Genomic DNA, 26,354 nt, shown 5'->3' on the forward strand with positions numbered 1-26,354 from the left:
TCCGCCAAACATCCTCTGTTTTATTTTCCCAACAGAACATCCATACATTTAGACGTCTAGACGTAAAAATATCTATTGACTTACTACTGCTTAACCCATAGCATCAACTGAGAATTGAGATAGAGTTCAAAATTTACTCCTGTTAAAAGCCGTTTTTAACAGCGAAGTTCCCAGTATCTCTGTGCAGGTTGAAACATGATAGAAATAAAAAACGTCAATAAAGTGTTCTACCAAGGCAGTAAGGAAATTCTTGCCCTTAAGGACATTAATCTAGATATCGCGAAGGGCACCATCTTTGGTGTTATCGGCTCATCGGGCGCGGGTAAAAGTACCCTGATCCGTTGTGTGAACATGCTGGAAGCCCCAACATCGGGTTCCATCATCGTAGATGGCGTTGATCTAACCAAATTAAGCAAAAAGCAATTGGGAGAAACTCGCCGTAACATCGGGATGATCTTCCAACACTTTAACCTGCTGTCGTCTCGCACCGTTTTCGACAATGTCGCACTCCCTCTTGAGCTAGCAGGCAAAGACAAATCGCAAATCACAACAAAAGTCACTGAGCTACTTAAGCTTGTTGGTCTTTCAGACAAGCATGAAAGCTACCCAGCAAACCTAAGTGGTGGTCAAAAGCAACGTGTGGCAATTGCACGTGCACTGGCATCAGACCCTAGCGTTCTGCTGTGTGACGAAGCAACCAGTGCGCTGGATCCAGCAACGACTCAGTCCATCTTAGAACTACTCAAAGAAATCAACCGCAAGCTAGAAATCACCATTCTTCTGATCACTCATGAAATGGAAGTGGTTAAGAGCATCTGTCACGAAGTGGCGATTATCGGTGATGGTGAGCTAGTAGAAAAAGGCACTGTCGGTGAAATCTTCGCGCATCCGAAGACTGCACTGGCACACGAGTTTATTCGCTCTACTTTGGATCTTTCTATCCCAGAAGATTACCAAGCTCGCTTACAAACCACGCGCGTGGAAAACAGCTACCCATTGGTTCGCCTAGAGTTTACTGGTGCAACTGTGGATGCCCCTCTGATGACGCAAATCGCTCGTAAGTACAACATCGACGTGAGCATCCTAAGTTCTGATCTCGATTACGCTGGCGGCGTGAAGTTCGGCATGATGGTCGCAGAACTGTTTGGTAGTGAAGAAGACGATAACGCAGCAATTGAATTCCTGCGTGAGCACAACGTGAAAGTTGAGGTACTTGGCTATGTCCTTTAATACGATTTCTGAATGGCTGAGCTTAAACAGCAACCTACTTTTAGGCGCAACGTGGGAAACCTTCTACATGGTAGCGGTTGCAGGCATCGTTGGTTTCGCGGTCGGCATTCCTCTAGGTGTGATTCTGCATACCACTAAAAAAGGTGGCCTGCTGGAAAACACCAAACTCAACGGCATTCTTGGCGCGATCGTCAACGTGGGTCGTTCAGTTCCTTTCCTAGTATTGATGGTTGCGATTATCCCAGTAACCAAACTGTTGGTTGGTACCTTTATCGGTACAACCGCAGCAATCGTACCTTTGACCATCGGTGCAATCCCATTTGTGGCGCGTCTAATCGAAGGCGCACTACTGGAAGTTCCATCAGGTTTGGTTGAAGCCGCACAATCTATGGGTGCGACACCAACACAAATCATCACAAAAGTTCTGCTTCCTGAAGCAATGCCGACTATTGTTAACTCAGTGACGATTACCCTAGTAACACTAGTAAGCTATTCAGCAATGGCGGGGACAGTAGGCGGCGGCGGTCTTGGTGACGTAGCCATCCGTTATGGCTTCCACCGTTATGATGTAGTCATCATGGCCGTGACTGTCGTGATGCTGATTGTTCTTGTACAAATTATTCAGTCTATCGGTGATGCAATCGTACGCCGCGTAGACCACAGATAAGAATTGAAAATACCAATTATAAGGAGATAAAGATGAAATTTAGCCTTAAGAGTCTTTTGACTGTTGCAACTGCCGCTTCTGCACTGGTTCTTGCTGGTTGTGGCGAAAAAGAAGTTGACGTGAACAAAGTAAAAGTTGGCGTTATGGCAGGTGCGGAAGCACAAGTTGCTGAAGTTGCAGCAAAAGTTGCTAAAGAGAAATACAACCTGGACGTTGAGCTTGTTACCTTTACTGATTACGTAACACCAAACGCAGCGCTAGATGATGGCTCGATCGACGCAAACGCGTTCCAACACAAGCCATACCTAGACCAGCAAGTCGCTGACCGTGGCTACAAGCTAGTAACGGCTGGTAACTCTTTCGTATACCCAATTGCTGGTTACTCTAAGCAAGTAAAATCAGTGGATGAGATCGAAGATGGCGCTCGTATCGCAGTACCAAACGATCCAACCAACCTTGGTCGTTCACTTCTACTGCTTGAACAACAAGGTCTGATCGAACTGCGTGATGGCGTTGGTCTACAAGCAACAGTACGTGACATCGTTGGTAACCCGAAAAACATCACTATCGTGGAGCTAGATGCAGCACAACTTCCACGCTCTCTTGATGACGTAGCGGTTTCTATCATCAACACGACTTACGCAAGCTCAATCGACCTAACACCTGAGCGTGATGGCATCTTCGTAGAAGACAAAGAGTCTCCATACGTAAACCTAATCGTTGCTCGTGAAGACAACGTTCAAGCAGCTAACGTACAAAACTTCGTGAAAGCATACCAAACTGATGAAGTTTACGAAGCAGCGAAAGACATCTTCAAAGGTGGCGTAGTGAAAGGTTGGTAATCCCCTTTTTCTACAACACTTGAAACTTAAAAAGGGCGCTCATCGGAGCGCCCTTTTTGCATTTGCTTTCATCGCGGCTTTATATCGTTAGAACAACTGAACTTCGCCTTGCTCAACATCCTTTTGCATCTGTTCTGGCTGCGAATCCAATTGAGGATGTTTAAACACATAAGGCGCTAAAAACGCAGTAAAAGGGATAGTAAGCACAATGCCTACACTACCCGCTAACGCATTCACCACTGCAAGTCCCACCAACGGCATGTTCATAAACTGGCTCGCTGGCATGTTAAGCCCCCACACCATCATGATGGTCGTCAATGACCCTCCAGCAAACGCCAAGATCAAGGTGTTAGTCATGGTACCCATGATGTCTCGACCAATGTTCATCGACGCTCTAACCAACTGCTTTGGTTTGAGTTTCGGGTCGGTTTGTTGCAGCTCCGCGTACGCCGATGCAATCGAAATCGCAACGTCCATAACAGCGCCAAGTGCCGCAACGACAATCGTCACGAACATCAACCAACGGATGCCCATCTTCACCGACGTTAGGTAAATCACGTCTTCGCCTTTGTCGAGGTAAATGCCCGACAAGTGTGCCATTTCGCCAAACCACTGCGCCATTACACCCGCAGCGATTACGCCAAGTAACGTGCCGCCCATGGCGCATAAACTCTTCCGGTTATAGCCAGAAACAAGAATAAAACTGACCACGATGATCACCACCATCAATAAGATGCTGACCAACATCGGATTCCAACCCGCAAAAATACTCGGCACCAACACGCCAACGATCAAGGCAGCAGTGAAATAGAGCGCGACCATCGAGTTGATGCCCTCTTTCTTACCAAAGCTCAGCAGCAGCGCACAAAACAGCGCAAGCATCAGGTAAATAGCGTCCGATCGTTTGTGGTTATACGCCCAATAAACGGTGCCATTGGTGGTTTCGCGGATCATCATAATGAAAGTATCGCCTTCACTGACATACACGTTGTGCTGGCGACTAAGAGGATTGGTGACTTCCACCTCTAAGCCTTCGCTCTCTCCCTCAAGGATTTTTGCCATGAAAACTTGTTTACCTGTCATCACATCCGGCACGAGCGGATCAGGCGCAACATGGTTTGAGATTGAACGTGTGACGGTCGCTTCGACAAACTCTTGCTGCTGACGAGATTTAGGACGGAAATCTTCACTCCACGAAGAAGAAAACTGAAAGATAAGCGTGGAGATAAGGGTAATAAGTAGGGTGAAACCCCATCGGTTATAGATTCTTTTGATCATGAAGCACTCTTCTACATCACTCACTAAACGGGCTTTGCCTATGGTGAGTAAAATTAGGCGCGGTAAAGATTACCGCGCCCACATGCAGGATTAATGAGTTGGGTTACAACCTGCGACTTTCTCATCAAGGGTCGCCGCGTCTTTGTTAGGGTTAACAAAGTAGCTAGACGAATCATTGATGTTCACAGACTTAACAATCGCTGGGTATTTCGGGTTTTCCAAGTCAATCGAGACACAGATTTCCATGTTCTTCAATTGATCCCACAGCGCTTTGCCTTCGCCCTCACGCAGTGTCGTGATATCACCGCTTGGTAGGTATTGAGTGAATGACCAGTTACCAACGCTACCACTGAAATCTGCCACGTTGATACCTTTGTTCTCTTCAACATACGCCGTCAGCATGTCGCGAATTGCGTAGACTTGTTCATTCACTGAGTCATAGAACACGTCGTCTTTGCTCGCCCAACCAAACTTCTGGATTTGCGAACCAAAGCGGTAGCTGTTCATCGCCACTTTGTAAGTCGCGTTTGGATCGAACTGCTCGCCACCAATGCTGGTGATGTTTACTCGACTACCTTCATTCGTCACCGTGTTGTTTTCATCTAGCTCTAAAGACGGTTTGCTTAGATCCACAGTGAACTCGATGTCACCATCGAATTGATCGTACAGGTAAGCTGGCGCGTCTTTCTTAAACGACACCGTAATGTCACCCGGTTGGTACTGGTTGAAGTAAGAGTATGACCACTCAATGAAGCGTTTTAGGTTCGCACCAGTCATCTCAACGCCAAGCAAGGTGTTGTCATACTTGTACAAGTTGGTCGATTTACCTTTGGTGTACACTTCACCATCGATAAGGTTAGATTGATCAGAGAACAGCGACGCAGCAGACACAACCGCACCATTATCTTTACCAACCGCATCTTCAATTTTCTGCATTTGGATTTGGTTAATCACGTCCATTAATGGCGTATCAACCACTTTCGCAAGGTGAATCGTCGAGTACAAACGCTCTGCCGTGTAGTTGTAATCCGTCGCAGTCGCTTCATCAGGGTAACCTGTTGTGCTTGGTGTGAAGTTACCCGTTACACGGCCAAGCTCGCGAGTGGCGTCTTCAACCGAGATATCGTGCACGTATTGGAATTTCGCTTGCAGCGCTTGCTCTTCTTCCACTTTCTTCGTGCCAATGTTGGTCAACGTGGTGTCTTCCATCGTCCACTTGCCATCGACTTTCTTCAATTGAATTTCAGCTTTCGCTAGGTAAGCACCCCACTTGCCTGGTTCAATGATTTTCACACTTTGCGCGCGATTGTCTTGGTTGTATTCGCCAGACTTCGCTTTATCTTCAATCAGCGTATTTTCACCGCCAATTTCTGATGTGGATTTGCTGATTGGTGCTACAGTGCCGTCTGCGTTCACTTGCTCGATGTAGTTCGCGTGTTCGTGACCCGCTAAGATGACGTCGAATTTATCTGCCATTGCTGACGCGATTTCGTAAACGCCCACACCACCGTCTTCTTGTCGACCAAGGTGAAGCGCACCAACAATCACATCTGGATTGTATTCAGACATCAGTTGATCAACCGCTTCTTTGGTTGCATCTAATTCGTTCTCAAACTTCAAGCCTTTGAAGTGATCCGGTGCAGATGCTTCCCAGTTCGGCACGTTCGATGGCGTTAGACCAACGATCGCCACTTTCACGCCTTCCACTTCAAACATTTGGAACGCACGAATGTAGTTCACATCGTTGCTTTCCCATTTGATGTTTGAAGACAGTACCGCACCATTAAAATGATCGAGGTTGCGATCGACAAACGAACGCTCAAAGTTGAATTCATGGTTGCCTGGTACCCAAACGTCAAAGCCAAGAGAGTTCATGCTCTCAACCACTGGGTGAGTTGGATCATCGTTGAATAGTTGCGCGGAGTTGCCCTGAACCGTATCACCGATATCAATCAGGATCATGTTTGGATGTGCCGCTTTTTGATCAGCAAGCAAAGTGGCCACACGAGTAATACCAGCGTCATCGTCTTCTGCGTTCAGCGCGTAGTCAAAACCAAACAAACGACCGTGTAGATCCGATGTTGCGGCGATAGCAATGGTTACTTCATCCGCTTGTGTTGCTTCACCTTTCACAACCACATCTGGCGTGTTGGTTAGTGTTTTACCTTCTGCGACTACAGGGCTGTAATCCGACGGTACCTCTACGTACTTGGTGTCATCGTCGTTACAACCAGCCATTAAGCCGACAACAGCAATGCAGACTAGGCTTCGTTTAAATAAAGTCATCTCAATTCCTTCCAGATTATTTTTTTATATATATTTTCGGAAGGGGCCCTCTTCCCAAAACCTCAAAAAGGATATGGATATTATTTGAAATTTTTGAGAAGCAAACGTTTCAATGCTTATAAACCATGCAACTGAGTTACATTTTTCTTTAAAAATGAACAAAGATCACAATCAAGGGGATGAGAGGAATGGTCAGTGAAAATGCTTTTTGAATCAATATATTGACAAAATCAATAATAGATAATTTAACTAAGCAGCTTCGATCCATTTATCGCGATAGAAAAAAGCTGGCATAGACGCCAGCTTTAAAAAATAGACTACTTGATGTGGTCCCAAGAGATGTTGGAAACGATTCGGCAATCGTCGCACTTAAAGTAGAAGATGTCGTGTAGTGGCTCACCGAGTAACCACTCACCACCACACTTTGGACACTTACGCGCTTTTTCCGCTTCAAGTGACTCACCACCAACTCGATATTGGTAGTAATAGGTCGGGATCTTAGTGAGGTATTCAATACGACCTCGCAAATCCCATCCACGGCGGAACAACACACTGTCAGCATCGCAAATTTCGTGCAATGCCGCATGTTCTGCACGGCAGCCACCAGCCATTTGGATTTCATCACACGCTTGCCATTCGGTTTGCCATTTCACCACCGCTTTGTGGTCACCATTCAGTGTTGCACCATTGCGGTAAAGTGGAATTGGCAACAGTGTCTCGCCACTGCGCAGTGGAGAACAAGTATGAACGTACGTGGTGTAGAGCACTTGCCAGCTTGGTGTTTCTTCTTCCGCCGCTTCTTCTGAGTTCAAATCACGACCCAACATGCGCATTTTCGGCGCAAGCAGCGACGCTTCTGACAAACGGTTCATGCACACTTTGACGAAATCAGAATGGTAGCGAGGGTGCAAACTGTCTTGCTCTGGGCAAACCACGCGAACATAAAATTCGCCATCACCCATTACGATAGGAAATTCACGACCCAAAACTTGTCCGTTGTAACGCAATGCGTCCATCAGACCATTAATCGCTTTATCAACCGCGCTTACGGTGGTGTTATCAAAACACTCAAACTGCAACTCAACAACGTACATGCTTACACCGCTGCCTCAAGTTTGCTTAGAAACTCGGCCAGTGTTTCAGCCAATACGTCACGTTTATCAGAACCCAAGCGCTCAAGAATGACATTACCGGTTAAGTTACAGATTGAAATCACATCCAGCTCGGCATCAGTCGCTGCAATAAATACCGTCGGCTTTAGTTTTAGGCGACGCTGAGTTACCAAGTGACCAAGAATGTTCTCTTGCAGACGAGTAAAGTCATCGTCACTCCAAACTTGCAGCAGTGTCAGTTCATTGCCTTGCCAAGTCGCTTCCATATCTGCGCTGTATTGCGAACCATAGAAAAGCTTGATGTCTTCATGCAATGTCAGCTCAATTGCGTTCTCAACGTTGGTGAAGTCTGCCATCTCTTCACGTGGAACCGATTTCCACAAAACGACCTCATCACGTTTCTCTTCTACACATGGAGAAACAAGATCAGCAAGCTCTTCACTGCGTGGCAGTTCGTTGTGTTTGTCTTGCCAAGCTTGTTGGTAGCGCAGGCTAAAGTCCTGTAGAGCCTGAGGAACGGTTTGGGTCATGAAGGTCTCCTGGTTTGTTTTTATCAGGTTGCGGTATCTGCCGGATGGCAATTAATCAGCGGATTCAGTAAAATTCTCGCCATTCTAATCGAAAATGACCACAAAGTATGAGCAAATATTCTGACGCTAAAGAGCTTGCTGGCCTGACTCTGGGTAAAAAGACCGAGTACGCAAACCAATACGACGCAAGCTTACTGCAACCGGTACCTCGCAGCCTAAACCGTGACGACCTTGAACTTGGCGACAGCCTACCGTTTATGGGCCACGACATTTGGACGCTGTACGAGCTATCTTGGCTAAACAGCAAAGGCTTGCCTCAAGTTGCGGTTGGCGAAGTCTACATCCCAGCAACCAGCGCAAACTTGATTGAGTCAAAGTCGTTCAAACTGTACTTAAACAGCTACAACCAAACGCGTTTCGCTACGTGGGAAGAAGTGACTGAGCGTTTGACGCAAGACCTATCGGCATGCGCAGGTGAGCAAGTACTTGTGGAAGTAAACCCAGTAACGCATTACACCAACCAACCTATCGTAACGATGGAAGGCGAGTGTATTGACGATCAAGACATCGAAATCACCAGCTACGATTTTGACGCTGCACTGCTTGAGGGGGCGGCTGGTGATGAGCAAGTAGAAGAAATTCTTCACAGCCATCTACTGAAATCTAACTGTTTGATCACCAACCAGCCAGACTGGGGCAGCGTAGAGATTCGCTACCAAGGCGCTAAGCTTGATCGTGAGAAGTTGCTTCGTTACCTCGTTTCATTCCGTGAGCACAACGAGTTCCACGAGCAATGTGTGGAGCGTATTTTCACTGACCTGATGAAGTACTGCCAGCCAACGAAACTGACGGTATTTGCACGTTACACACGTCGTGGTGGTTTGGATATCAACCCTTACCGCTCAACGGAACAAGACAAGCCCGCTCACAATAACCGCATGGCGCGCCAGTAATCTGAGTTGAGAATCAAAAGTGCTTGAGTTCCTCACTCAAAAACTAATTGCTTAAATACTCAAAAACGCTCAGCTATCTGTTGGATTGCTGGGCGTTTTTCTCTACTATTGTTTATTCAAAAACACGTAAATTACGACACAGTTCGAGGGAACGAAAAGGATGTTTTGGGACAGTTCGCGTCTATTTAGGCTGATTGGCTTTCTTTGCTTATTGTTAGCACAGCCACTTCACGCGACCATTTTATCTTCCGCTTTGCTTAATGAAGCTCAGCAACTGGCTGAGACCGACCCTGTACAGGCAAAGCAAGCGGCCAAAAACTACCTTTTGCAACGCGAACTGACAGAACGTCAAGGCAACGGCAGCCCTTCTTCAATGTCTCGTGAAGAGACCGACCGAAGCATCCGCACGCCAAGCAGCACGATTGAAGCACACAAAATCATCGCGCAAGCCGACTACACAATGGGCAACATTCGCTCTGCCATCAACAACCTTGATGAAGCAGAACGCCTCGCCAACGAATATCAATTGCCGTACATGAATCTTGATGTGCAACTGATGCGCAACCAAATGATTTGGATGTATGACAAAAACTATGCAGCCGCAGAAGAAAAGCTCGACCAAATCGAAAAACAGATTGAAGAAGCCAATCCAGTATTACAACGCACCGACAGTGTTCGTTATCGTTTGGTCATGCAGCGAGCACTATTAGCAGCCAACAGTGGTGACAGCGTTAATGCCGATCGCTTATACACAAAAGCGAAGACCATGCTGGAAGACAACCGTTCTGATCTGACTCTGATTGATTACCACACCGCCGTTGGCGAGTTTTATCTGAACGACAAGAAATACAACCTTGCTCTTTCTGAGCTGCTCTACGGTTACTGGCAATCCATTGAGAGCGATAGCGGCGCACGCCTTGCGAAAGTAAATCGCTTGTTGGCTCGCTTGTTCCAAGAACGCCGAGTGTATGACAAAGCGATTGAATACCTCTCTCAGGCGGCAGATTATTACGACAGCTACCCAAGTTCACCGATTTTGGCCGACGTGCTAGAGCAAATGGGTGACATCTATTTCTACCAAGGCAAGTTTAATCTGGCTTTGGTGCACTACTTCAACGTACTGGACCATGACAGCACCAGTAAAAACATCAACCGCATCATTAAGATTCGTCTGAGCTTAGCGGCCACTTACTTACAGCTCTACAACTATGCATTAGCAGAACAGTACCTAGACCGCTCAACCGATCTATTGGAGTACGCAGACCTACCTCAACTGGAAGCCAAAGCCGCCTTGTTGCAGTCTGGCTTGGCGTACCATCAAAACGACAGTAAAGACGTCATTGAAAACGCTAAACGAGCGCTCGATTTAATTGAAAAAGCCCCAGATGATACTGGCTTTATCAAACAACAATCTTACCGCTTATTGGGGCTAGGCTATGAACAAGCTGGCGAGTACCAACTGTCATTACAAGCGTATAAGAAATACGCCAGCCTAGTGCGCCTAGAACAAAAGCAGCTTAACCAAATCAGTGAAGATGCGTTCCGCCAACAAAAAGAATTTGCCGAGCAAAGTATTCATCACGTAGGCCAAGCTGAGAAATTGGCACAAGTCGAAATGGAGCATCGCAAATTCCAAAAAATCTCGTTTGCGTTGTTCATTACCGTCTTGGTCATGTTCCTGTTCATCATGCGCCGTGGTGTCATCAATCAACGCCAAACCGCTGAGATTGAAAAACTGCGCAATGACCTGTTTACCCACTCCCGTTCTCGTCTGCGTAACCTGCGCATGTTGAATGTGAAATTGTCCCGCTCATTGAAGAAATCGAGCGACACCTTCGAGCAGTGGCAAATGGGTGAATTGATTCACGAGCCTTTGAACGACCGTTTGCGCTTCGTGATGATCGATCTGCCATTCCTACGCAGCATGTACGTTCAGCATGGTTACAAAGCCGGTTTAGAGCTAGAGCGTGCTTTTGGTGAGTTCCTAGCAGAACGTATCCAGAAACCGACACGTTTGTACCATTTCTCCGATGCAAACTTGTTATACATCGAGCCAAATGCCGATCGTGACGCATCAGCAGAAGCGACGTTCGAAAAATTCCAAAGTTGGGTGGATGAGTTCGCGGCCAAGCACAACGTCAACCGCATCATCCGAATGGGCATCAGTGACTACCCATTCTTACCACGTGCATACACGGCAATTAACGATGAAGAATTACTCGATCTATTGCTGCTCGCCACACACATTGCGCGTGAAGTCAGCTTAAAAGATAAACACAGTCATTGGGTGTTCTTGAAGGCCATTGATAATGCTCCTGCAGCGAGCTTTGCAACCGGTGACATAAGGACTGCGTGCCAACACGCCATCAACCAAGGGCTAATTAAAATTCATTCTTCGTACAAGAATGAGGACGACATCAAAAAAATATTAAAAAACGGATAATTAACCAACGGTTGAGCGTGATCAGTGATGACGCTATAAAGTTTTTTGTTATTATCAAATAATCGTCAGTAGTACATGGACTTAACCGTAGTCACTTCATGGGAATCTTGGAATCCGATATTCAGTCGCAGCTTCATCAGCTGAGTTGTCAACTTGACCAACTCAGGCTGACTCATCGTGATACTTCGCTCAAATTTCAACGTGAGCAGCAAGTTCTTAAGCGAGTTGTGGCATCATTGTCTTCTGCTTGTCAGGGTTCAAACTCTCAAGTAACCAACTACCTGCGCGAAATTCAGCAAGAACTGGAACATCAAAAAGATGTCAGTACGCTGATACCTCGCTTAGCAGTGCTAGAAAGAATGCTCAAACAGCAGTCTAAGGCGATGGAAAAACAAAACGGTTATCTCGACGAACAAATCAAACACAGTGGTGAAACGCTTCAACGTATCACCGGCTTGCCTGCACAACTAAAACGTGAATTGCGCAATCTGATGAGCTTTTCTGAAGTTCACGCAGGTAAGAAAGTTGACCAAGCCACCAAGCTACTGAGCATCTACGAGCGCGCGCTCAAGATCATCACTTCCAATTCTCGCCTTAACCTTGGTGAGTTAGAACACGGCCCAGATAAGTCCCAACTAGAGTGTCTTGCAAGCGACTTGCAGCACACCATCACCGAACTCGATTTTGAAGGTGAGTCTGGCGACCAACTGTTGGATATCCGAGCTAAGTTGCTGTTGGGGGTTAACGCAGAATCTCTGATCGAACTGACTTTAAATACCCTTAAATTGGTCGTAGAAGCGACTAAATACGAGCGCAAATCATCAGAGCAATTCTTAGAGCAGTTGAATACCTCACTGTCTAGCAATCTAAAGACGGTTCATCAGAACGTCGACCAGCATCAAACCTACTTTGAACATCGCCAAGAGCTGAACTCAGAGATGACCACTTTGGTTGAACGCAGCCAAGAATCTCTGGAACACGCACAAGATCTCGAAGAGTTGAAAGGTGAAGTATCACCATTGCTGGCCAAGATGGCCTCTTTGACTGAGCGCTTAAGAATGACCGAAGAGCGCGAACAAGCCCTCCAAGAACGCTTAAGCTACAGCAAGAATCAGCTCGAAGCCGTATTTGAAACGACTCAAGACTACCGTCGCCGCTTGGAAGACCAAGCACAACGTATGCTGCTAGACCCTTTGACGAAGGTATACAACCGTGCCGCCTTCAATGATCGCTTAGAGTTGGAATACCGTCGTTGGATTCGCTCACAGCAAAATCTTCGCGTAGTTCTGTTTGATGTTGATAACTTTAAAGCGGTTAACGACAGCTATGGCTACACCGCTGGCGATAAAGCACTCAAGATCATTGCTCGCACCATGAGCAAACGCGTTGCTGATACGGAAACCGTAGCTCGTTTCGGTGGTGAAGAGTTTATCTTACTCATCCCAGAGCAAACGGAAGAGTACACTCTTGAGCTGATGAAAAACATCCAGCGCGACATCAGTAAACTGCCATTTAAGTTCCGTGAACAGAACATCATGATCACCCTAACGGCCGTCTCTACTTGCTTTAAAGAAGCGGACAACCCTGAATACGTATTAGATCGCCTTGCCAATATGCTCAAAGACGCCAAGCAGCGCGGCGGTAATCAGGTGAACTGGGGTTAAAAAGCGTTTAAAAAACAACCAAACAAACGCTTTTTACGTCTTGTTCTGTCATATTGCCTCAAATTTTCAACGGGTTATCACGTTTCTCCTCTTTTAGTCTGCTAAGCTGTTTAAACGCTATAAAACAAAGTCTGCCAACCACTGAGTAGAACGATACGTACAAGCTAAGTAGGTGAGTTGGTTTATTCCCTCAAAAGAACGCATTAGCAAGGAGGCCTTATGATTACCCATATAAGCCCCGCAGGTAGCATGGATCTGCTATCACAACTGGAAGTTGAACGTCTTAAAAAAACCGCATCAAGTGAACTTTATCTGCTCTACCGTAACTGTACACTTGCGGTCCTCAACTCCGGCAGCCACACCGATAACTCAAAAGAGCTATTAGACAAATACCTTTCGTTCGATGTTAACGTCGTACGTCGTGAGCGCGGTATCAAACTTGAACTAGCGAACCCACCTGAGCATGCATTTGTCGATGGCGAGATCATTAAAGGCATTCAAGAGCATTTATTCTCGGTTCTTCGTGACATCGTGTATGTCAACATGCACCTTGCGGATAACCAGCGTCTGAACCTCACCAATGCCACTCATATTACCAACCTCGTGTTCGGTATTTTGCGTAATGCTGGAGCACTAACGCCGGGCATTGAGCCGAACCTAGTGGTGTGTTGGGGAGGTCACTCGATCAACGCGACCGAATACCAATACACACGCGAAGTTGGTAACGAACTTGGCCTGCGTGAACTGAACATATGTACTGGCTGTGGTCCGGGTGCGATGGAAGGCCCGATGAAAGGGGCAGCGATTGGTCACGCTAAACAGCGTTACACAGAACAGCGCTACCTCGGCCTAACAGAGCCTTCAATCATTGCGGCTGAGCCACCAAACCCAATCGTGAACGAGCTGGTGATCATGCCAGATATCGAGAAACGTCTCGAAGCCTTCGTTCGTATGGCGCACGGCATCGTTATCTTCCCGGGTGGCCCTGGTACTGCCGAAGAGCTGCTGTACATCTTGGGTATCATGATGCACCCAGAAAATGCTGACCAACCTATGCCGATCGTCTTAACCGGCCCGAAAGAGAGTGAAGCTTACTTCCGCTCTATAGATGCTTTTATTGCTGATACATTGGGTGAAGAAGGTCAGAAGCACTACCAAATCGTGATTGATGACCCAGCAGAAGTGGCGCGCATCATGAAACGTTCAATGGAAGAGGTTCGCCAACATCGTAAAGAGAAAGGCGACGCATACAGCTTTAACTGGTCGTTGAAAATCGAGCCTGAGTTCCAGCTGCCGTTCGAACCAACTCATGAGGCAATGGCAAGCCTAGATCTGCATTTGAACCAACAACCGCAAGTACTGGCTGCAAGCCTACGCCAAGCCTTCTCTGGCATCGTTGCGGGTAACGTCAAAGCGGAAGGGATTCGAGAGATCGAACGCAAAGGCCCATTCACCATCAACGGTGACCCAGTATTGATGACCAAACTCGACAAGCTATTGAAAGATTTCGTAGAGCAACACCGCATGAAGCTACCCGGCGGTACCGCTTACGAGCCATGTTACCGTATTGCCCATAAGGAAAATGGTGGTCGATAGATAACTCAGCTTTGGTTACACTAGGGGCATTACGCCCCTTTTTTATTGCTAAGTCATTATGTCTATTCATCTTGTTATCATTGATGCCCTAAACCTGATTCGCCGCGTGCACTCAGCGCAACCTGATCCAACTGACATAGCAAGAACCATCACCACTACAGGTAGAACCCTGACTCGCATTCTGTCTGAAGCGCAGCCGACGCATATCATCGCGGTATTCGATCATCACGAACAAGACCGCGGCTGGCGTGCAGAGATCCTTCCGGATTACAAACAGAACCGTAAACCTATGCCTGAACCATTGATGCAAGGCTTAGACGCGATTCAACAAGCGTGGTGGGAACAAGGCATTGATTCACTACTGTCTGAAGGTGATGAGGCAGACGATCTTGTTGCTACACTCGCAACCAAAGTCGCGAGTCACGGCGAAAAAGTCACAATTGTCTCGACCGACAAAGGCTACTGCCAACTGCTCTCCCCGACTCTGCAGATCCGAGATTACTTCCAGCACCGTTGGCTAGATGAACCGTTCATCGAAAAAGAGTTTGGTGTAAAACCATCTCAGCTTGCGGATTATTGGGGATTGACGGGAATCAGCTCAAGCCAAGTTCCGGGCATTCCGGGTGTTGGCCCTAAAGCAGCCAAAGAGATCTTAACTCAATTCGAAGACATTGAAGCCGCTTACGCGAGCGAAGAACTGGTCCCTAAATATCGTAAGAAGTTTGATGAACATATTGAGTCAGCCCGCTTATGTAAAAAAGTCGCGGCGTTGAAATGCGATATCGAACTCGGCTTTAACCTACAAGACATTCGCTTTACCGGACCAAATAAAGCGCAATAGCAGCCAACTTCAGACATTAAAAAAGCGCCTATTGCAGGCGCTTTTTTGCTTCTAATCTATCGCATATCAATGCTTAGATTAGTGCGGAGAGATGTTAGACAGACACTGAATGTGAATCGTGATCTCTTCGCGATCATGGTACAAGTGCTTAGCTTGCAGCTTGAATTTCACCTTGTTCTCAATCAGGAACATTTTTAGGTTTTCAAGATCTTGCAGCACTTCGTCGTAACGACCTTTCATTGGAAGCTTCAAGTTGAAGATCGCTTCTTTCGCCCAACCTTTTAGCAGCCATTGGCCCATAAGGTGCGCAACGCGTGCTGGCTTCTCAACCATGTCACACACAATCCAAGTAACGTTCTTACGGTCTGGTTCAAACTTAAAGCCATCCACCATGTGGTGCTTGATTTGACCCGTTTCCATCAGGCTATCCGCCATCATGCCGTTGTCCACACAGTGAACAAACATCGAACGTTTTACTAGTTGGTAAGTCCAACCACCCGGACATGCACCTAGGTCAACACCCCACATACCTGGCGCTAAACGCTCATCCCACTCTTCACGAGGAATGAAGACGTGGAATGCTTCTTCTAATTTCAAAGTAGAACGGCTTGGCGCGTCTGCTGGGAATTTAAGGCGAGGAATACCCATAAAGAACTGCGAGTTGTTGCCCGGGTATGAGTAACCGACGTAACAATGACCCGGAGCCACAAAGCAGATGTGCAGCACAGGCTTCTTCGCGTTGTCTTTGTTCCACATCAGACCTTTACCACGCATCGCTTGACGCATTGGTACCGTGAACTTACGGCAGAACTTCAATAGCTCTTTTGCTTCGTTCGTGTCTGGGGTTTCAATGCGCAGATCGCCACAACGTGGGAATTCTTCGATTTCTGACAGTTCAGCAAGAATTGGGCTGATGCGGTCGTCGCTTGGTAGCGCTTCAAACTCAGCCGCCACAGCAAACATCTGACGTGCAAAAATCAGGGCGCTAAAGTCCAAACCTTTAGCAAGCTTGTCTGCGTCTCCATCTTGGTAACACTCGAAGACAACATAACCTGAGTTTTTCTTCACACGAGGGAAGCCATACACTTCCAACTGTGTCGCTTTGTCCTGAATTTCACCAGCACACTCTTTCTCAAAGCCAGAACGGCAATAGAGCATTAGTTGTTTCACTTGGAGACCTCTTTGATATTAAACGCAGCAAAAAAGAACAGACACCAACCGATCATGAACAAGAATCCTCCCATAGGAGTAATGGGTCCAAACCACTTAATGCCCGTCAGCGCCAGCGCGTAAAGACTGCCGCTAAAACAAAAGATGCCGATGATAAAGCAAATCGCGGCGATGAAAAAATACTTTTGTGCTTTTTGTCCCAAATTCAACAGCAGTAAGATGGCACACAATGCGATAGCTAAAGTATGGATGAATTGGTACAAAACGCCGGTTTCAAACACGCCTAATAAATAAGGGGATAACTTCGCTTTCAAACCGTGCGCTGCAAATGCACCTAACGCCACCGATGTTAGGCCAGAAAGACCAGTAAACGAGAGTAACCACTTACTTTTCACGGTACACCTCTTTAATAAAGGCCGCTAACTGCTCTACCGTCGAGGCAATGTTGCCTGCTTCTGTGTAACCCGAACTCTTGCGTGGCTTAAAGCTGTGGTCACCATCGGGCAAAAAGCGCACTTTCACTTGCTCTGACAACGCAAAGCCATCGAATTCTTCGCGCTTGCCGAATGTATCGCGCTCACCTTGTAGAATTAAGGTTGGCTTTTCAATGTTGGCCAGATGCTCGCCTTTGTATTTCTCTGGTTTGCCCGGAGGGTGAAAAGGAAAACCTAAACAGGCAATACCCGCCACCAGCTCATTATCGGCAAGCAAGCTCGACATGCGACCACCCATCGATTTGCCACCAATAACAATAGGTTGAGAAGTAAAGTAAGTGATCACTTCTTCATAAGCTTCCAGAAGCTTTGGCGCACGATCGGGCGGACGCTTCTTGCCATCTTCCGCTCGCTTAACCATGTAAGGGAAATTAAAACGCACCACGCGTATGCCCTGCTCAACTAATCCTTTGGCAACGGCAGACATGAAATCGTGTTCCATGCCTGCACCAGCACCATGAGCAAAAACAAATAGCGGTCCGTTTTCAGGTCCCTCAACTATCCAATGGCTCATCCAATACTTCCTCTTGTTCTTTTCTTGCAGTGGCCAACATCCAATCCCTAAACGTTGCGATACGTCCCATGTCCGCTTGCTGTTCGTGACACACTACATAGAAGGCATTCTTTGACACCAACACCTCATCAAATGGCGCAATTAAGCGTCCCGCTTCCATTTCAGGTTTGGCTAATACGTTGTTTCCAAGTGCGACACCTTGTCCGTGCGCAGCCGCTTGAAGCACCATGGTCGAGTGGCTGAAAATAGGGCCATGATTTACATTGATACCTTCAATATTGTGCTGACGAGCAAACTGCTTCCAATCTTTACGAGAGGTATCATGTAACAAGGTATGCAATTTAAGGTCACTTAGAGATTCTAATGGTTTGTTACCTAAAAGTAACGAAGGTGAACAAAGTGGGATCAAAAACTCTTGATAGAGTTTATCGGCACGCAAACCGGGCCAATTACCGCGACCATAGTAGATAGCCACATCAACATCATCAGTCAGTGAACCTTCGTCCATATCTACCGCTTTAATACGTACATCAATGTCCGGTTCTTGCGCGTTAAAATCAGCCAAGCGCGGAACCAACCACTGAATAGCAAAGCTTGGTGGCAAACTGATGGTCAATGCACCTTTTTCACTACGTTCCAATACCTTATCGGTCGCTTCTGCAATCGAAGTGAAGATATCTTTAATGTCTAGGAAGTAACTTTGCCCTTCTTCGGTGAGCAAGAGAGAGCGATTTCGGCGACGGAAAAGCTTCAAAGATAAGAACTCTTCTAACGCTTTTATTTGGTGACTTACTGCCGCTTGGGTGACGAATAGCTCTTCAGCAGCACGGGTAAAACTGAGATGACGAGCAGCCGCTTCAAAAACGCGAAGCGAATTCAACGGAGGCAATCTGCGAGACATTATGGGACCTCAAGTAGGATTAGTTTTTTTTATCTGAAACATTATAAAATGTCCGTTGCCGAACAGCCAGATAAATTCTATATTTCATCCCGCAACACGAGCCTGAACGGCTTGATTCCATTTGTGAATCAATTGGCTTCGTTGTTGCGATGTTGTGTTTGCAAACTCGTATTTCGAGTTAGGTAGATTTCTACCATATGTTTTGTCCACACTCCCTGTGACAAAACAGATACTTCCTGTATTTATTTTGACCTGTCTGTCAAATTTCTTGCACCGCCTTATTAGGCGGTGTTTTTTTATCTAAAAAATCTCACCTTCTTCTTCCTTCAGAAAATGGCATCAGCATCACTTTTGCGTTCTCATTTCGGATTAATTATCGTTATATCAATACAAATTCCGAAGGATGCGATTGAGGTCAATCTTATCACTTCACAAAGAATAATTTTGCGTGTGCTAGAACGAAAAAAGCGCAAACTGATTTCTCAATTTGCGCTTTTGTGACTGTCTGTTTTACAACACGATTATGGGCGGTAAACCTTCACGTTGTTGAAGCCTTGTTCTTGCAAGTAAAGCGCTTGCAGACGGCTCATCACACCACGGTCACAGTACAGTAGGTATGTCTTAGCTTGGTCTAGATCACCAAACTGAGTACCCAGCTTGTAGAATGGAATGTGTTTCACATCAACGCCATCGATTTCTAGTGGGCTATCGTCTTCCTCTTCAGGGCTACGAATATCCAACACGATTGCATCGCCTTCTACTGCTTGTACTTGCTCAACTTCTGGTGCCGCTTGCTCAGATTCTTTCGCGATGTCACGGATGTCCATCATGCGAGCTTCTTGAACCACTTGCTCAAGGATGCTGAAGTCGAATTTCTCTTCTTCTGCTTCTAGCTTGCCTTTCACCGCTTTCACAGTTGGCTTTTTAGAGATAACACCACAGTATTCTGGCATTGTCTTCGCAAAGTCTTCTGTACCGATTTCACGCGCTAGGTTGATGATGTCTTCTTTGTCCCAGTTGATTAGCGGACGAAGAATCAGCGTGTCTGTCACGTTGTCGATGTGGCGTAGGTTCGTTAGCGTCTGGCTTGATACCTGACCTAGCGCTTCACCGGTTACCAATGCTTCGATCTTCATCTTCTGAGCGATCATGCCAGCAGCACGCATGAACATACGCTTCAGAATCACGCCCATTTGACCGTCATCAACTTTCTCTAGGATTTCTGCAACTACTGGCTCGAAATCAACCGAGATGAAACGTACTTTTGCTGAAGAACCGTATTTATTCCATAGGTAGTGAGAAACCTGCTTAACGCCGATCTCGTGTGCTGGACCACCTAGGTTAAAGAAACAGTAATGTACTTTTGAACCACGTTTGATGTGCAGGTAGCTTGAAACACCAGAGTCGAAACCACCTGAGATCAGGCTTAGTACGTCTTCTTGTGTACCTAGTGGGAAACCACCTAGACCTTTATGACGCGCCAACACTTGGTTTAGCTTGTCGTTAGTCACTTCAACGTTGATCGTTACGTCTGGCTTGCTTAGCTTAACTCGAGCGCTTTCTACCGCTTGGTTAAGACCACCACCTACGTAACGCTCTAGTTCAATAGAAGTAAAATCGTGCTTACCGCGACGCTTAGCGCGCACAACGAACGTTTTACCTTCAATTAATGAACCGCTAAGTTCCAAAACTTGCTCGAAGATGTCGTGCAAGTCTTTGAATTCGGTTTGTTTTACTTCAAGAATGTGGTGAATACCTGGCGTGTGCGTCAGGATTTCTAAAACTTCAGCGTGAAACTCGTCACTCTCAGAGGTCACTTCAATGTGATCACGACGGTTGAATACCGCGACAGATTCCGTACGGCTCTTAACGATGTTACGAATGTTGCACTCTAAAATCTTTGTGAAGCGCTTACGCACAGATTCACTTTTTACAAAAATTTCTGGATGGGGCTTTACAATAAATTTCATAGTCTAGTTCGCAGGTTAGGTTCGCAATCAACAATGAGTGATAACTCCGCACTAGGTGTTCATACGCAACAACATCATGAGTTGTTCACACCCAGCTTTGTGAGCTCACTTTTAAAGGCGCAAGATTATACACCCAAGCGAAATGGAAAGACAAAAAAAGCGAGCCAACGCTCGCTTTTAGTATAAGAACAAATGTTCGGTTATTGAATTACTGGCACTTCATCACTGTAGAGTGGCTCGCCTTGCATGATGCTGATTTCAACGCGGCGGTTTAGCGCTCGGTTCGCATCAGAATCGTTTGGAGCCAATGGCTCAGTATCTGCCATGCCACGCACACGTAAGCGTTGATGCGAGAATCCCCTAACCTTCTCCATTTCTTGAGCAACCGACACCGCACGTTGCGATGACAGATCCCAATTGGAGCGGTACAGTTCAGAATCCAGCGGTTGGTTATCCGTATGACCTGATACTCGAACAATACCCGGGACATCTTTGACCAGTTCCGCGATTTGACGCACTAACGGTCTAAACTTCGGTTGTAAGAACGCAGAACCCTCTGGGAAAGCGCCTTTCTCACGCATTCGAATCACGATCTGCTGCCCAAGGTTTTCAACTTCTATGGCCCCTTGTTCAATCTCACGTTCCAACGCTTTCTTGATGCTTTCCATCAAGGTGTCCATCTCTTGCGAAGTTTGCTCAGACTGCTGCTGTTGCATGTCTGATTCCGCCGATTGGTTGTTTTGCGTTGACGTTTCAGGTGATTGACCACCCGTCAGCTTACCTTGGTCGCGCTTGGTGCCACCCGCTCGGTCAGATTCTCCCTCGTGAAATTCTAACGTCTGCTGAGTGATGTCCATGGTCTGCTGCATGATGACATCAATTGGCGTTGGCTCCGGGCGACCCGGTCTAAACTCTTGGGCAATGATGCTGGTGCCTTTTGGAATGTCCTTCACCTCAAGTTGGTTCTGAACACCGAAAGCAAACTTCATCGACCCCGCGATCTGTTTGAACTTCAGTACGTCCATTTCCGAAAACGAAAGCAGCAGTACGAAGAAACACATCAGCAATGACATCAAGTCAGCGAATGTCCCCATCCATTGGGGGAGGCCGGGTGGCGGACAATCACATTTATTATCTTCATCCATCAGATGACCTCCAGATTAGTCGTCAATCTCAAGAGCACGTTTGCCCTCGTTGAGGTAGTTCTTCAGGTAACTATCGATAACTCGCGGGTTTTGACCATCTTGAATGGCAAGCACTCCATCCATGATCAAACGACGGTTCAATGTTTCTTGATCACGTCGTAGTGACAATTTGTCCGCAATCGGGAAAAACAGCATGTTAGAAAGCACCGCACCGTAAAGCGTGGTCAACAAGGCAACCGCCATCGCAGGACCGATCGCTTTTGGGTCATCCATATTCGAAAGCATGGCAACCAGACCAACTAACGTACCAATCATACCCATCGCAGGCGCTACATCGCCAAATGCGCGAAATACACCAGTACCTTGAGTGTGACGCTCGTCGGTCAGTGCGATGTCTTTTTGTAGCGCGGCACGCACTACATCGGCATCATGGCCATCCACCAACAAATCGATGCCTTTTTGCATAAAGCTGTTGTTGATTTCCATCTCTTCTAAAGCAAGGAAGCCGCCTTTACGTGCTGCGTCTGCCATTTCTACAATCTTCGCGATCAAGTCTTCCGGCTCGTCCGCTTTAAACATGAATGCTTTGCCCGCAATTTTGGTTGCGCCGAAGAACTGCCCTATGGTGAACTTCATCAATACTACAAACGTTGAACCACCAACGACGATTAGGATTGAGGTGACGTCGATGAACATGCCGATGCTGCCACCTAGCACCATCGCCATAATGACGAATGCAAAACCACCAATCAAACCTATTAGGGTTGCTAAATCCACAAAGCACTCCTCTCGCTATACTCAAATATTGCCTAGTCAGGCGAATTATTACTTGTATCGACAACTAGAACAGTTTTTTTAGAAAAATCTTGGTCAATACATCACAAAATGATCGTTTAGGCTCGAACTAAATGATCGAGATTGTCTTATCAGACCCGTTGAGCGCTAATTTTGTGACAATTATGTAAGGTTAAATTTGACCAACTTAGTAGGCTAAGGTAACTTGCGTGCATTCTATTAGAGGCTTGATTAAGGCAGATAAAAGATGGCGGTCAAGAAACCAGAAAACATGACCTTCGAAGCGACCATTGAAGAGCTAGATAGCTTGGTTGATCAACTAGAGAATGGCGATCTTGCCCTAGATGATGCTCTACGTAAATTTGAACGTGGCATTGCACTGGCTCGTGCTGGTCAAACTAAACTGAGCGACGCCGAACAGCGCGTAAGCATTCTTCTTAGCGAAGATGATGAAGCACCACTGAGTGACTTCAACCCTGAGTCAGAATAATAATCAGTAGTGAGCAATGTGATGCAAGAGACATTGACGTCTTATCAACAAAGAAATAACCAACAATTAAACCTGTGGCTGGAGCAACTTCCTCATCAAGAACAGCCGCTGATTCAAGCGATGAAATACGGCCTGTTGCTAGGCGGAAAACGTGTTCGTCCATTTCTTGTTTACATCACAGGTCAAATGCTGGGTTGTAAGCCAGAAGATCTCGACACTCCCGCTTCTGCGGTTGAGTGCATTCACGCCTACTCTCTTATCCATGACGACCTGCCTGCGATGGATGACGATGAACTGCGCCGTGGACAACCTACTTGCCACATCAAATTTGATGAAGCGACCGCAATTCTCACCGGCGACGCACTCCAAACTCTTGCCTTTACTATCCTTGCTGAAGGTGAACTGAATCCGAACGCTGAAAGCCAGCGTATAAAAATGGTACAGGCACTGGCGCAAGCGTCTGGCGCGAGTGGCATGTGTCTTGGACAAGCGTTGGATTTAGGTGCAGAAAATCGTCGTGTTTCTCTCGCAGATTTGGAAGAAATTCATCGCAATAAAACCGGAGCGCTGATTAACTGTGCGGTAAAATTAGGTGCTTTAGCCGCTGGTGAAAAAGGCCTAGAAGTTTTGCCACACTTAGAACGTTACTCAAAAGCGATCGGTCTGGCGTTTCAGGTTCAAGACGATATTCTTGATATCATCAGTGACACTGAAACACTGGGTAAGCCTCAAGGTTCAGACCAAGAGTTGAACAAGAGCACTTATCCATCGTTGCTGGGTTTAGAGGGAGCAATGGAGAAAGCTCACACTCTGCTACAGGAAGCGCTTCAAGCATTGGAAGCAATCCCATACAATACTCAGTTACTCGAAGAGTTCGCCCGATATGTCATCGAGCGCAAGAACTAAACTATAAGCGCGCATTTATATGACTCTTGATATTTCAAAGTACCCAACACTGGCGTTAGCAAATACACCGGAGGAGTTGCGTCTTCTTCCGAAAGAAACATTGCCAACATTGTGCGATGAACTACGTACGTATCTGCTAAATTCAGTGAGTCAGTCTAGCGGACATTTAGCGTCTGGCTTAGGCACGGTAGAGCTAACCGTAGCTCTGCATTATGTTTACAACACCCCGGTTGACCAGTTGATCTGGGACGTGGGCCATCAGGCTTACCCACACAAGATTCTCACTGGCCGTCGTGATCAGATGCCAACTATCCGTCAGAAAGACGGCCTTCACCCATTCCCATGGCGTGAAGAGAGCGAATACGACACCCTTTCTGTTGGTCACTCCTCTACTTCTATCAGTGCTGGTCTTGGCATGGCCATCAGTGCGCAAAAAGAAGGTGAAGGTCGTAAAATCGTGAGTGTGATTGGTGATGGTGCGATCACAGCAGGTATGGCATTTGAAGCCATGAACCATGCTGGTGACGTTCATCCGGACATGCTGGTGATTCTGAACGACAACGAAATGTCGATCTCAGAAAACGTCGGCGCGCTGAACAACCATCTTGCTAAAGTGCTTTCTGGCAGCTTGTACACTTCTATCCGTGAAGGCGGTAAGAAAGTGCTGTCTGGCGTTCCACCAATCAAAGAGTTGGTGCGTCGTACTGAAGAGCATCTAAAAGGCATGGTAGTTCCAGGTACTCTGTTTGAAGAGCTTGGCTTTAACTACATCGGCCCAATCGACGGTCACGATGTCAATGAGCTCGTCAAAACGCTGAAAAACATGCGTGAGCTAAAAGGTCCTCAATTCCTGCATATCATGACCAAGAAAGGTAAAGGTTATGAGCCAGCAGAGAAGGATCCGATTGGCTACCACGGCGTACCAAAATTTGACCCATCACACAGCAGCCTACCTAAGAGCAGCGGTGGTAAGCCGACCTTCTCTAAGATCTTTGGTGATTTCCTTTGTGATATGGCAGCTCAAGATCCTAAGCTGATGGCGATTACGCCAGCGATGCGTGAAGGCTCTGGCATGGTGCGTTTCTCGAAAGAGTACCCAAGCCAATACTTCGATGTTGCCATTGCAGAGCAACACGCTGTGACGCTTGCTACCGGTATGGCGATTGCGGGTGATAGCCCAATCGTTGCGATCTACTCAACCTTCCTACAGCGTGGTTATGATCAACTGATCCACGACGTTGCGATTATGGACTTGCCGGTGATGTTCGCTATCGACCGTGCTGGTCTGGTTGGTGCAGATGGTCAAACTCACCAAGGTGCGTTCGACTTAAGCTTTATGCGTTGTATCCCAAACATGGTGATCATGGCACCAAGCGACGAAAACGAATGTCGCCAGATGCTGTACACAGGCCATAAGCACACAGGTCCAAGTGCCGTTCGTTACCCACGCGGTAGCGGTATGGGCACAGAAATCGAAAAAGACTTCACTGCACTTGAAATCGGTAAAGGTCGTATCGTTCGTAAAGGTGAAAAAGTGGCGATTCTTAGCTTCGGTACCTTCTTAGGTAACGCGCTAGAAGCGGCTGAAAACCTAAACGCAACGGTAGCAGACATGCGCTTTGTTAAGCCACTTGATGAAGCCTTGATTCGCCAACTAACCGCTGAGCACGATGTTCTGGTTACGCTAGAAGAAAACGCGATTGCAGGTGGTGCTGGCGCGGGTGTGATTGAGTTTATGATGAAAGATAAGATCATCAAGCCAGTACTCAACCTTGGCTTGCCAGATCGCTTCGTTCCTCAAGGCACACAAGACGAGCTACACGAAGAGCTTGGCTTAGATGCGAAAGGCATCGAGAAGTCGATCAACGATTACTTAGCCAAGTAAGCGAACGAATTACAACGAAGTAAATACAGAAAAGGGATGCCGTGGCATCCCTTTTGTTTATCTGTCGCTTTTAAAGCTTTAAAGATAGGTATTACATCCAACCTGCGTATTTCGCCACTAAGAACAGCGCGATGCCCGCCATAATGCCAGCCACGATATCATCAATCATGATACCTAAGCCGCCATGAACACGTTTATCTAACCAACCGATTGGCCACGGTTTTACCATGTCAAAGAAGCGGAACAAGATAAAACCTGTGAGTAACCATTTCCACTCTGTTAGCGGAATATTCAGTGCAGGCACTAAACTCATGGTGATCCAAAAACCTGCAAATTCATCCCACACGATCGAACCATGGTCGTGCACACCCATATCATCGGATGTCACCTGACAAATTTTAATGCCAACCAAACAAGATATAAGCACAACAACCACATAAATAGGAAAAGGCAATTGAGCAAGTAACAAGAACAATGGAACCGCCGCAAGCGTCCCCATGGTGCCGGGAACAACAGGCGATAAGCCGCTACCAAAACCTGTCGCTAATAAGTGCCACGGGTTCTTTAATGAAATCAGAGAGAGAGGGTTGGTCATTTCCTTTAAACCTATACTGCGAGTTTGGTTTCAATCTTAGGCTAGAG

General features: G+C 46.7%; 23 protein-coding genes. 11 read left to right on the top strand and 12 right to left on the bottom strand.

The annotated features are described in order from the left end of the window. Positions 1-195: 195 nt before the first annotated feature. Genes metN through ATB78_RS21585 form a run of 3 tightly spaced genes read left to right on the top strand, consistent with a single transcriptional unit; the run spans position 196 to position 2,739 of the window. On the top strand, positions 196-1,230 hold the full coding sequence (gene metN / locus ATB78_RS21575) for a methionine ABC transporter ATP-binding protein MetN (protein ID WP_005440122.1): 1,035 nt from the start codon (positions 196-198) through the stop codon (positions 1,228-1,230). Then, positions 1,220-1,897 (top strand): methionine ABC transporter permease, encoded by a 678-nt coding sequence (locus tag ATB78_RS21580; RefSeq protein ID WP_009705638.1) that lies wholly within the window; start codon positions 1,220-1,222, stop codon positions 1,895-1,897. Before metN ends, ATB78_RS21580 begins: the two co-directional genes overlap by 11 nt. Positions 1,898-1,929: 32 nt before the next feature. After that, positions 1,930-2,739, top strand: coding sequence for a MetQ/NlpA family lipoprotein (locus ATB78_RS21585; RefSeq protein WP_039841788.1), 810 nt, complete (start codon positions 1,930-1,932; stop codon positions 2,737-2,739). Between the two features lie 87 nt (positions 2,740-2,826). On the opposite strand, the gene ATB78_RS21590 is transcribed toward ATB78_RS21585, so the two are convergent. The 4 genes from ATB78_RS21590 to syd form a co-directional block, all read right to left on the bottom strand. Beyond that, on the bottom strand, positions 2,827-4,017 hold the full coding sequence (locus ATB78_RS21590) for a YibE/F family protein (protein WP_061010446.1): 1,191 nt from the start codon (positions 4,015-4,017) through the stop codon (positions 2,827-2,829). Between the two features lie 90 nt (positions 4,018-4,107). Then, positions 4,108-6,303 (bottom strand): 5'-nucleotidase C-terminal domain-containing protein, encoded by a 2,196-nt coding sequence (locus ATB78_RS21595; protein ID WP_061010448.1) that lies wholly within the window; start codon positions 6,301-6,303, stop codon positions 4,108-4,110. A 317-nt stretch (positions 6,304-6,620) separates the two neighbouring features. After that, on the bottom strand, positions 6,621-7,397 hold the full coding sequence (locus tag ATB78_RS21600; protein ID WP_061010451.1) for a Zn-ribbon-containing protein: 777 nt from the start codon (positions 7,395-7,397) through the stop codon (positions 6,621-6,623). A 2-nt stretch (positions 7,398-7,399) separates the two neighbouring features. After that, positions 7,400-7,945 carry a SecY-interacting protein gene (gene syd / locus ATB78_RS21605; RefSeq protein WP_061010452.1) on the bottom strand — a complete coding sequence of 182 codons (546 nt, stop codon included), beginning with the start codon at positions 7,943-7,945 and terminating at the stop codon, positions 7,400-7,402. Between the two features lie 107 nt (positions 7,946-8,052). On the opposite strand from syd, the gene queF reads away from it, so the two are divergent. From queF to xni, 5 genes are all read left to right on the top strand, one after another. Next, positions 8,053-8,898, top strand: a complete 846-nt coding sequence (queF, locus tag ATB78_RS21610) for an NADPH-dependent 7-cyano-7-deazaguanine reductase QueF (protein WP_020196465.1) — start codon at positions 8,053-8,055, stop codon at positions 8,896-8,898. Between the two features lie 160 nt (positions 8,899-9,058). Then, entirely contained in the window at positions 9,059-11,341 is a 2,283-nt protein-coding gene (locus tag ATB78_RS21615; RefSeq protein WP_061010454.1) for a hypothetical protein, read from the top strand. 98 nt (positions 11,342-11,439) lie between these two features. Further along, positions 11,440-13,005 (top strand): GGDEF domain-containing protein, encoded by a 1,566-nt coding sequence (locus ATB78_RS21620; RefSeq protein WP_009705632.1) that lies wholly within the window; start codon positions 11,440-11,442, stop codon positions 13,003-13,005. Between the two features lie 219 nt (positions 13,006-13,224). After that, positions 13,225-14,601, top strand: a complete 1,377-nt coding sequence (gene ppnN / locus ATB78_RS21625) for a nucleotide 5'-monophosphate nucleosidase PpnN (protein ID WP_061010456.1) — start codon at positions 13,225-13,227, stop codon at positions 14,599-14,601. A 58-nt stretch (positions 14,602-14,659) separates the two neighbouring features. Beyond that, positions 14,660-15,442: a flap endonuclease Xni gene (gene xni, locus ATB78_RS21630; protein WP_020196462.1), complete on the top strand. Its 783-nt coding sequence runs from the start codon at positions 14,660-14,662 to the stop codon at positions 15,440-15,442. A 78-nt stretch (positions 15,443-15,520) separates the two neighbouring features. Here the strand turns inward: xni and rlmM are convergent, their stop codons facing one another. The 7 genes from rlmM to pomA all read right to left on the bottom strand — a co-directional run bounded on the left by rlmM (position 15,521) and on the right by pomA (position 22,413). Beyond that, positions 15,521-16,612 (bottom strand): 23S rRNA (cytidine(2498)-2'-O)-methyltransferase RlmM, encoded by a 1,092-nt coding sequence (gene rlmM, locus ATB78_RS21635; RefSeq protein ID WP_020196461.1) that lies wholly within the window; start codon positions 16,610-16,612, stop codon positions 15,521-15,523. Next, positions 16,609-17,007, bottom strand: a complete 399-nt coding sequence (locus ATB78_RS21640) for a DUF423 domain-containing protein (RefSeq protein ID WP_005440144.1) — start codon at positions 17,005-17,007, stop codon at positions 16,609-16,611. The genes rlmM and ATB78_RS21640 overlap by 4 nt, the downstream gene beginning before the upstream one ends. Beyond that, entirely contained in the window at positions 16,997-17,620 is a 624-nt protein-coding gene (locus ATB78_RS21645) for an alpha/beta family hydrolase (protein ID WP_061010457.1), read from the bottom strand. Before ATB78_RS21645 ends, ATB78_RS21640 begins: the two co-directional genes overlap by 11 nt. Continuing rightward, complete coding sequence (locus ATB78_RS21650; RefSeq protein WP_009705628.1) at positions 17,601-18,521, bottom strand: transcriptional regulator GcvA; 921 nt, start codon at positions 18,519-18,521, stop codon at positions 17,601-17,603. Before ATB78_RS21650 ends, ATB78_RS21645 begins: the two co-directional genes overlap by 20 nt. A gap of 521 nt (positions 18,522-19,042) precedes the next feature. Continuing rightward, entirely contained in the window at positions 19,043-20,491 is a 1,449-nt protein-coding gene (gene thiI, locus ATB78_RS21655) for a tRNA uracil 4-sulfurtransferase ThiI (RefSeq protein ID WP_032802606.1), read from the bottom strand. 200 nt (positions 20,492-20,691) lie between these two features. Then, on the bottom strand, positions 20,692-21,636 hold the full coding sequence (locus tag ATB78_RS21660; protein WP_020196457.1) for a flagellar motor protein MotB: 945 nt from the start codon (positions 21,634-21,636) through the stop codon (positions 20,692-20,694). Between the two features lie 15 nt (positions 21,637-21,651). Next, complete coding sequence (pomA, locus tag ATB78_RS21665; protein WP_020196456.1) at positions 21,652-22,413, bottom strand: flagellar motor protein PomA; 762 nt, start codon at positions 22,411-22,413, stop codon at positions 21,652-21,654. Between the two features lie 265 nt (positions 22,414-22,678). On the opposite strand from pomA, the gene xseB reads away from it, so the two are divergent. The 3 genes from xseB to dxs are packed head-to-tail and all read left to right on the top strand — an operon-like array spanning position 22,679 to position 25,712. Then, positions 22,679-22,921: an exodeoxyribonuclease VII small subunit gene (gene xseB, locus ATB78_RS21670; protein WP_005427560.1), complete on the top strand. Its 243-nt coding sequence runs from the start codon at positions 22,679-22,681 to the stop codon at positions 22,919-22,921. 21 nt (positions 22,922-22,942) lie between these two features. After that, complete coding sequence (gene ispA, locus ATB78_RS21675) at positions 22,943-23,827, top strand: (2E,6E)-farnesyl diphosphate synthase (protein WP_005440174.1); 885 nt, start codon at positions 22,943-22,945, stop codon at positions 23,825-23,827. A gap of 19 nt (positions 23,828-23,846) precedes the next feature. Then, positions 23,847-25,712 carry a 1-deoxy-D-xylulose-5-phosphate synthase gene (gene dxs, locus ATB78_RS21680; protein ID WP_061010459.1) on the top strand — a complete coding sequence of 622 codons (1,866 nt, stop codon included), beginning with the start codon at positions 23,847-23,849 and terminating at the stop codon, positions 25,710-25,712. Positions 25,713-25,803: 91 nt separating this feature from the next. Here dxs and pgpA read toward each other — a convergent pair whose 3' ends face one another. After that, a complete protein-coding gene (gene pgpA / locus ATB78_RS21685; RefSeq protein ID WP_005440178.1) occupies positions 25,804-26,307 on the bottom strand; it encodes a phosphatidylglycerophosphatase A in 504 nt (167 codons plus the stop codon). Positions 26,308-26,354: the final 47 nt, after the last annotated feature.

Source organism: Vibrio sp. CUB2 (genome assembly GCF_001557945.1).
Lineage (GTDB): Bacteria > Pseudomonadota > Gammaproteobacteria > Enterobacterales > Vibrionaceae > Vibrio > Vibrio owensii.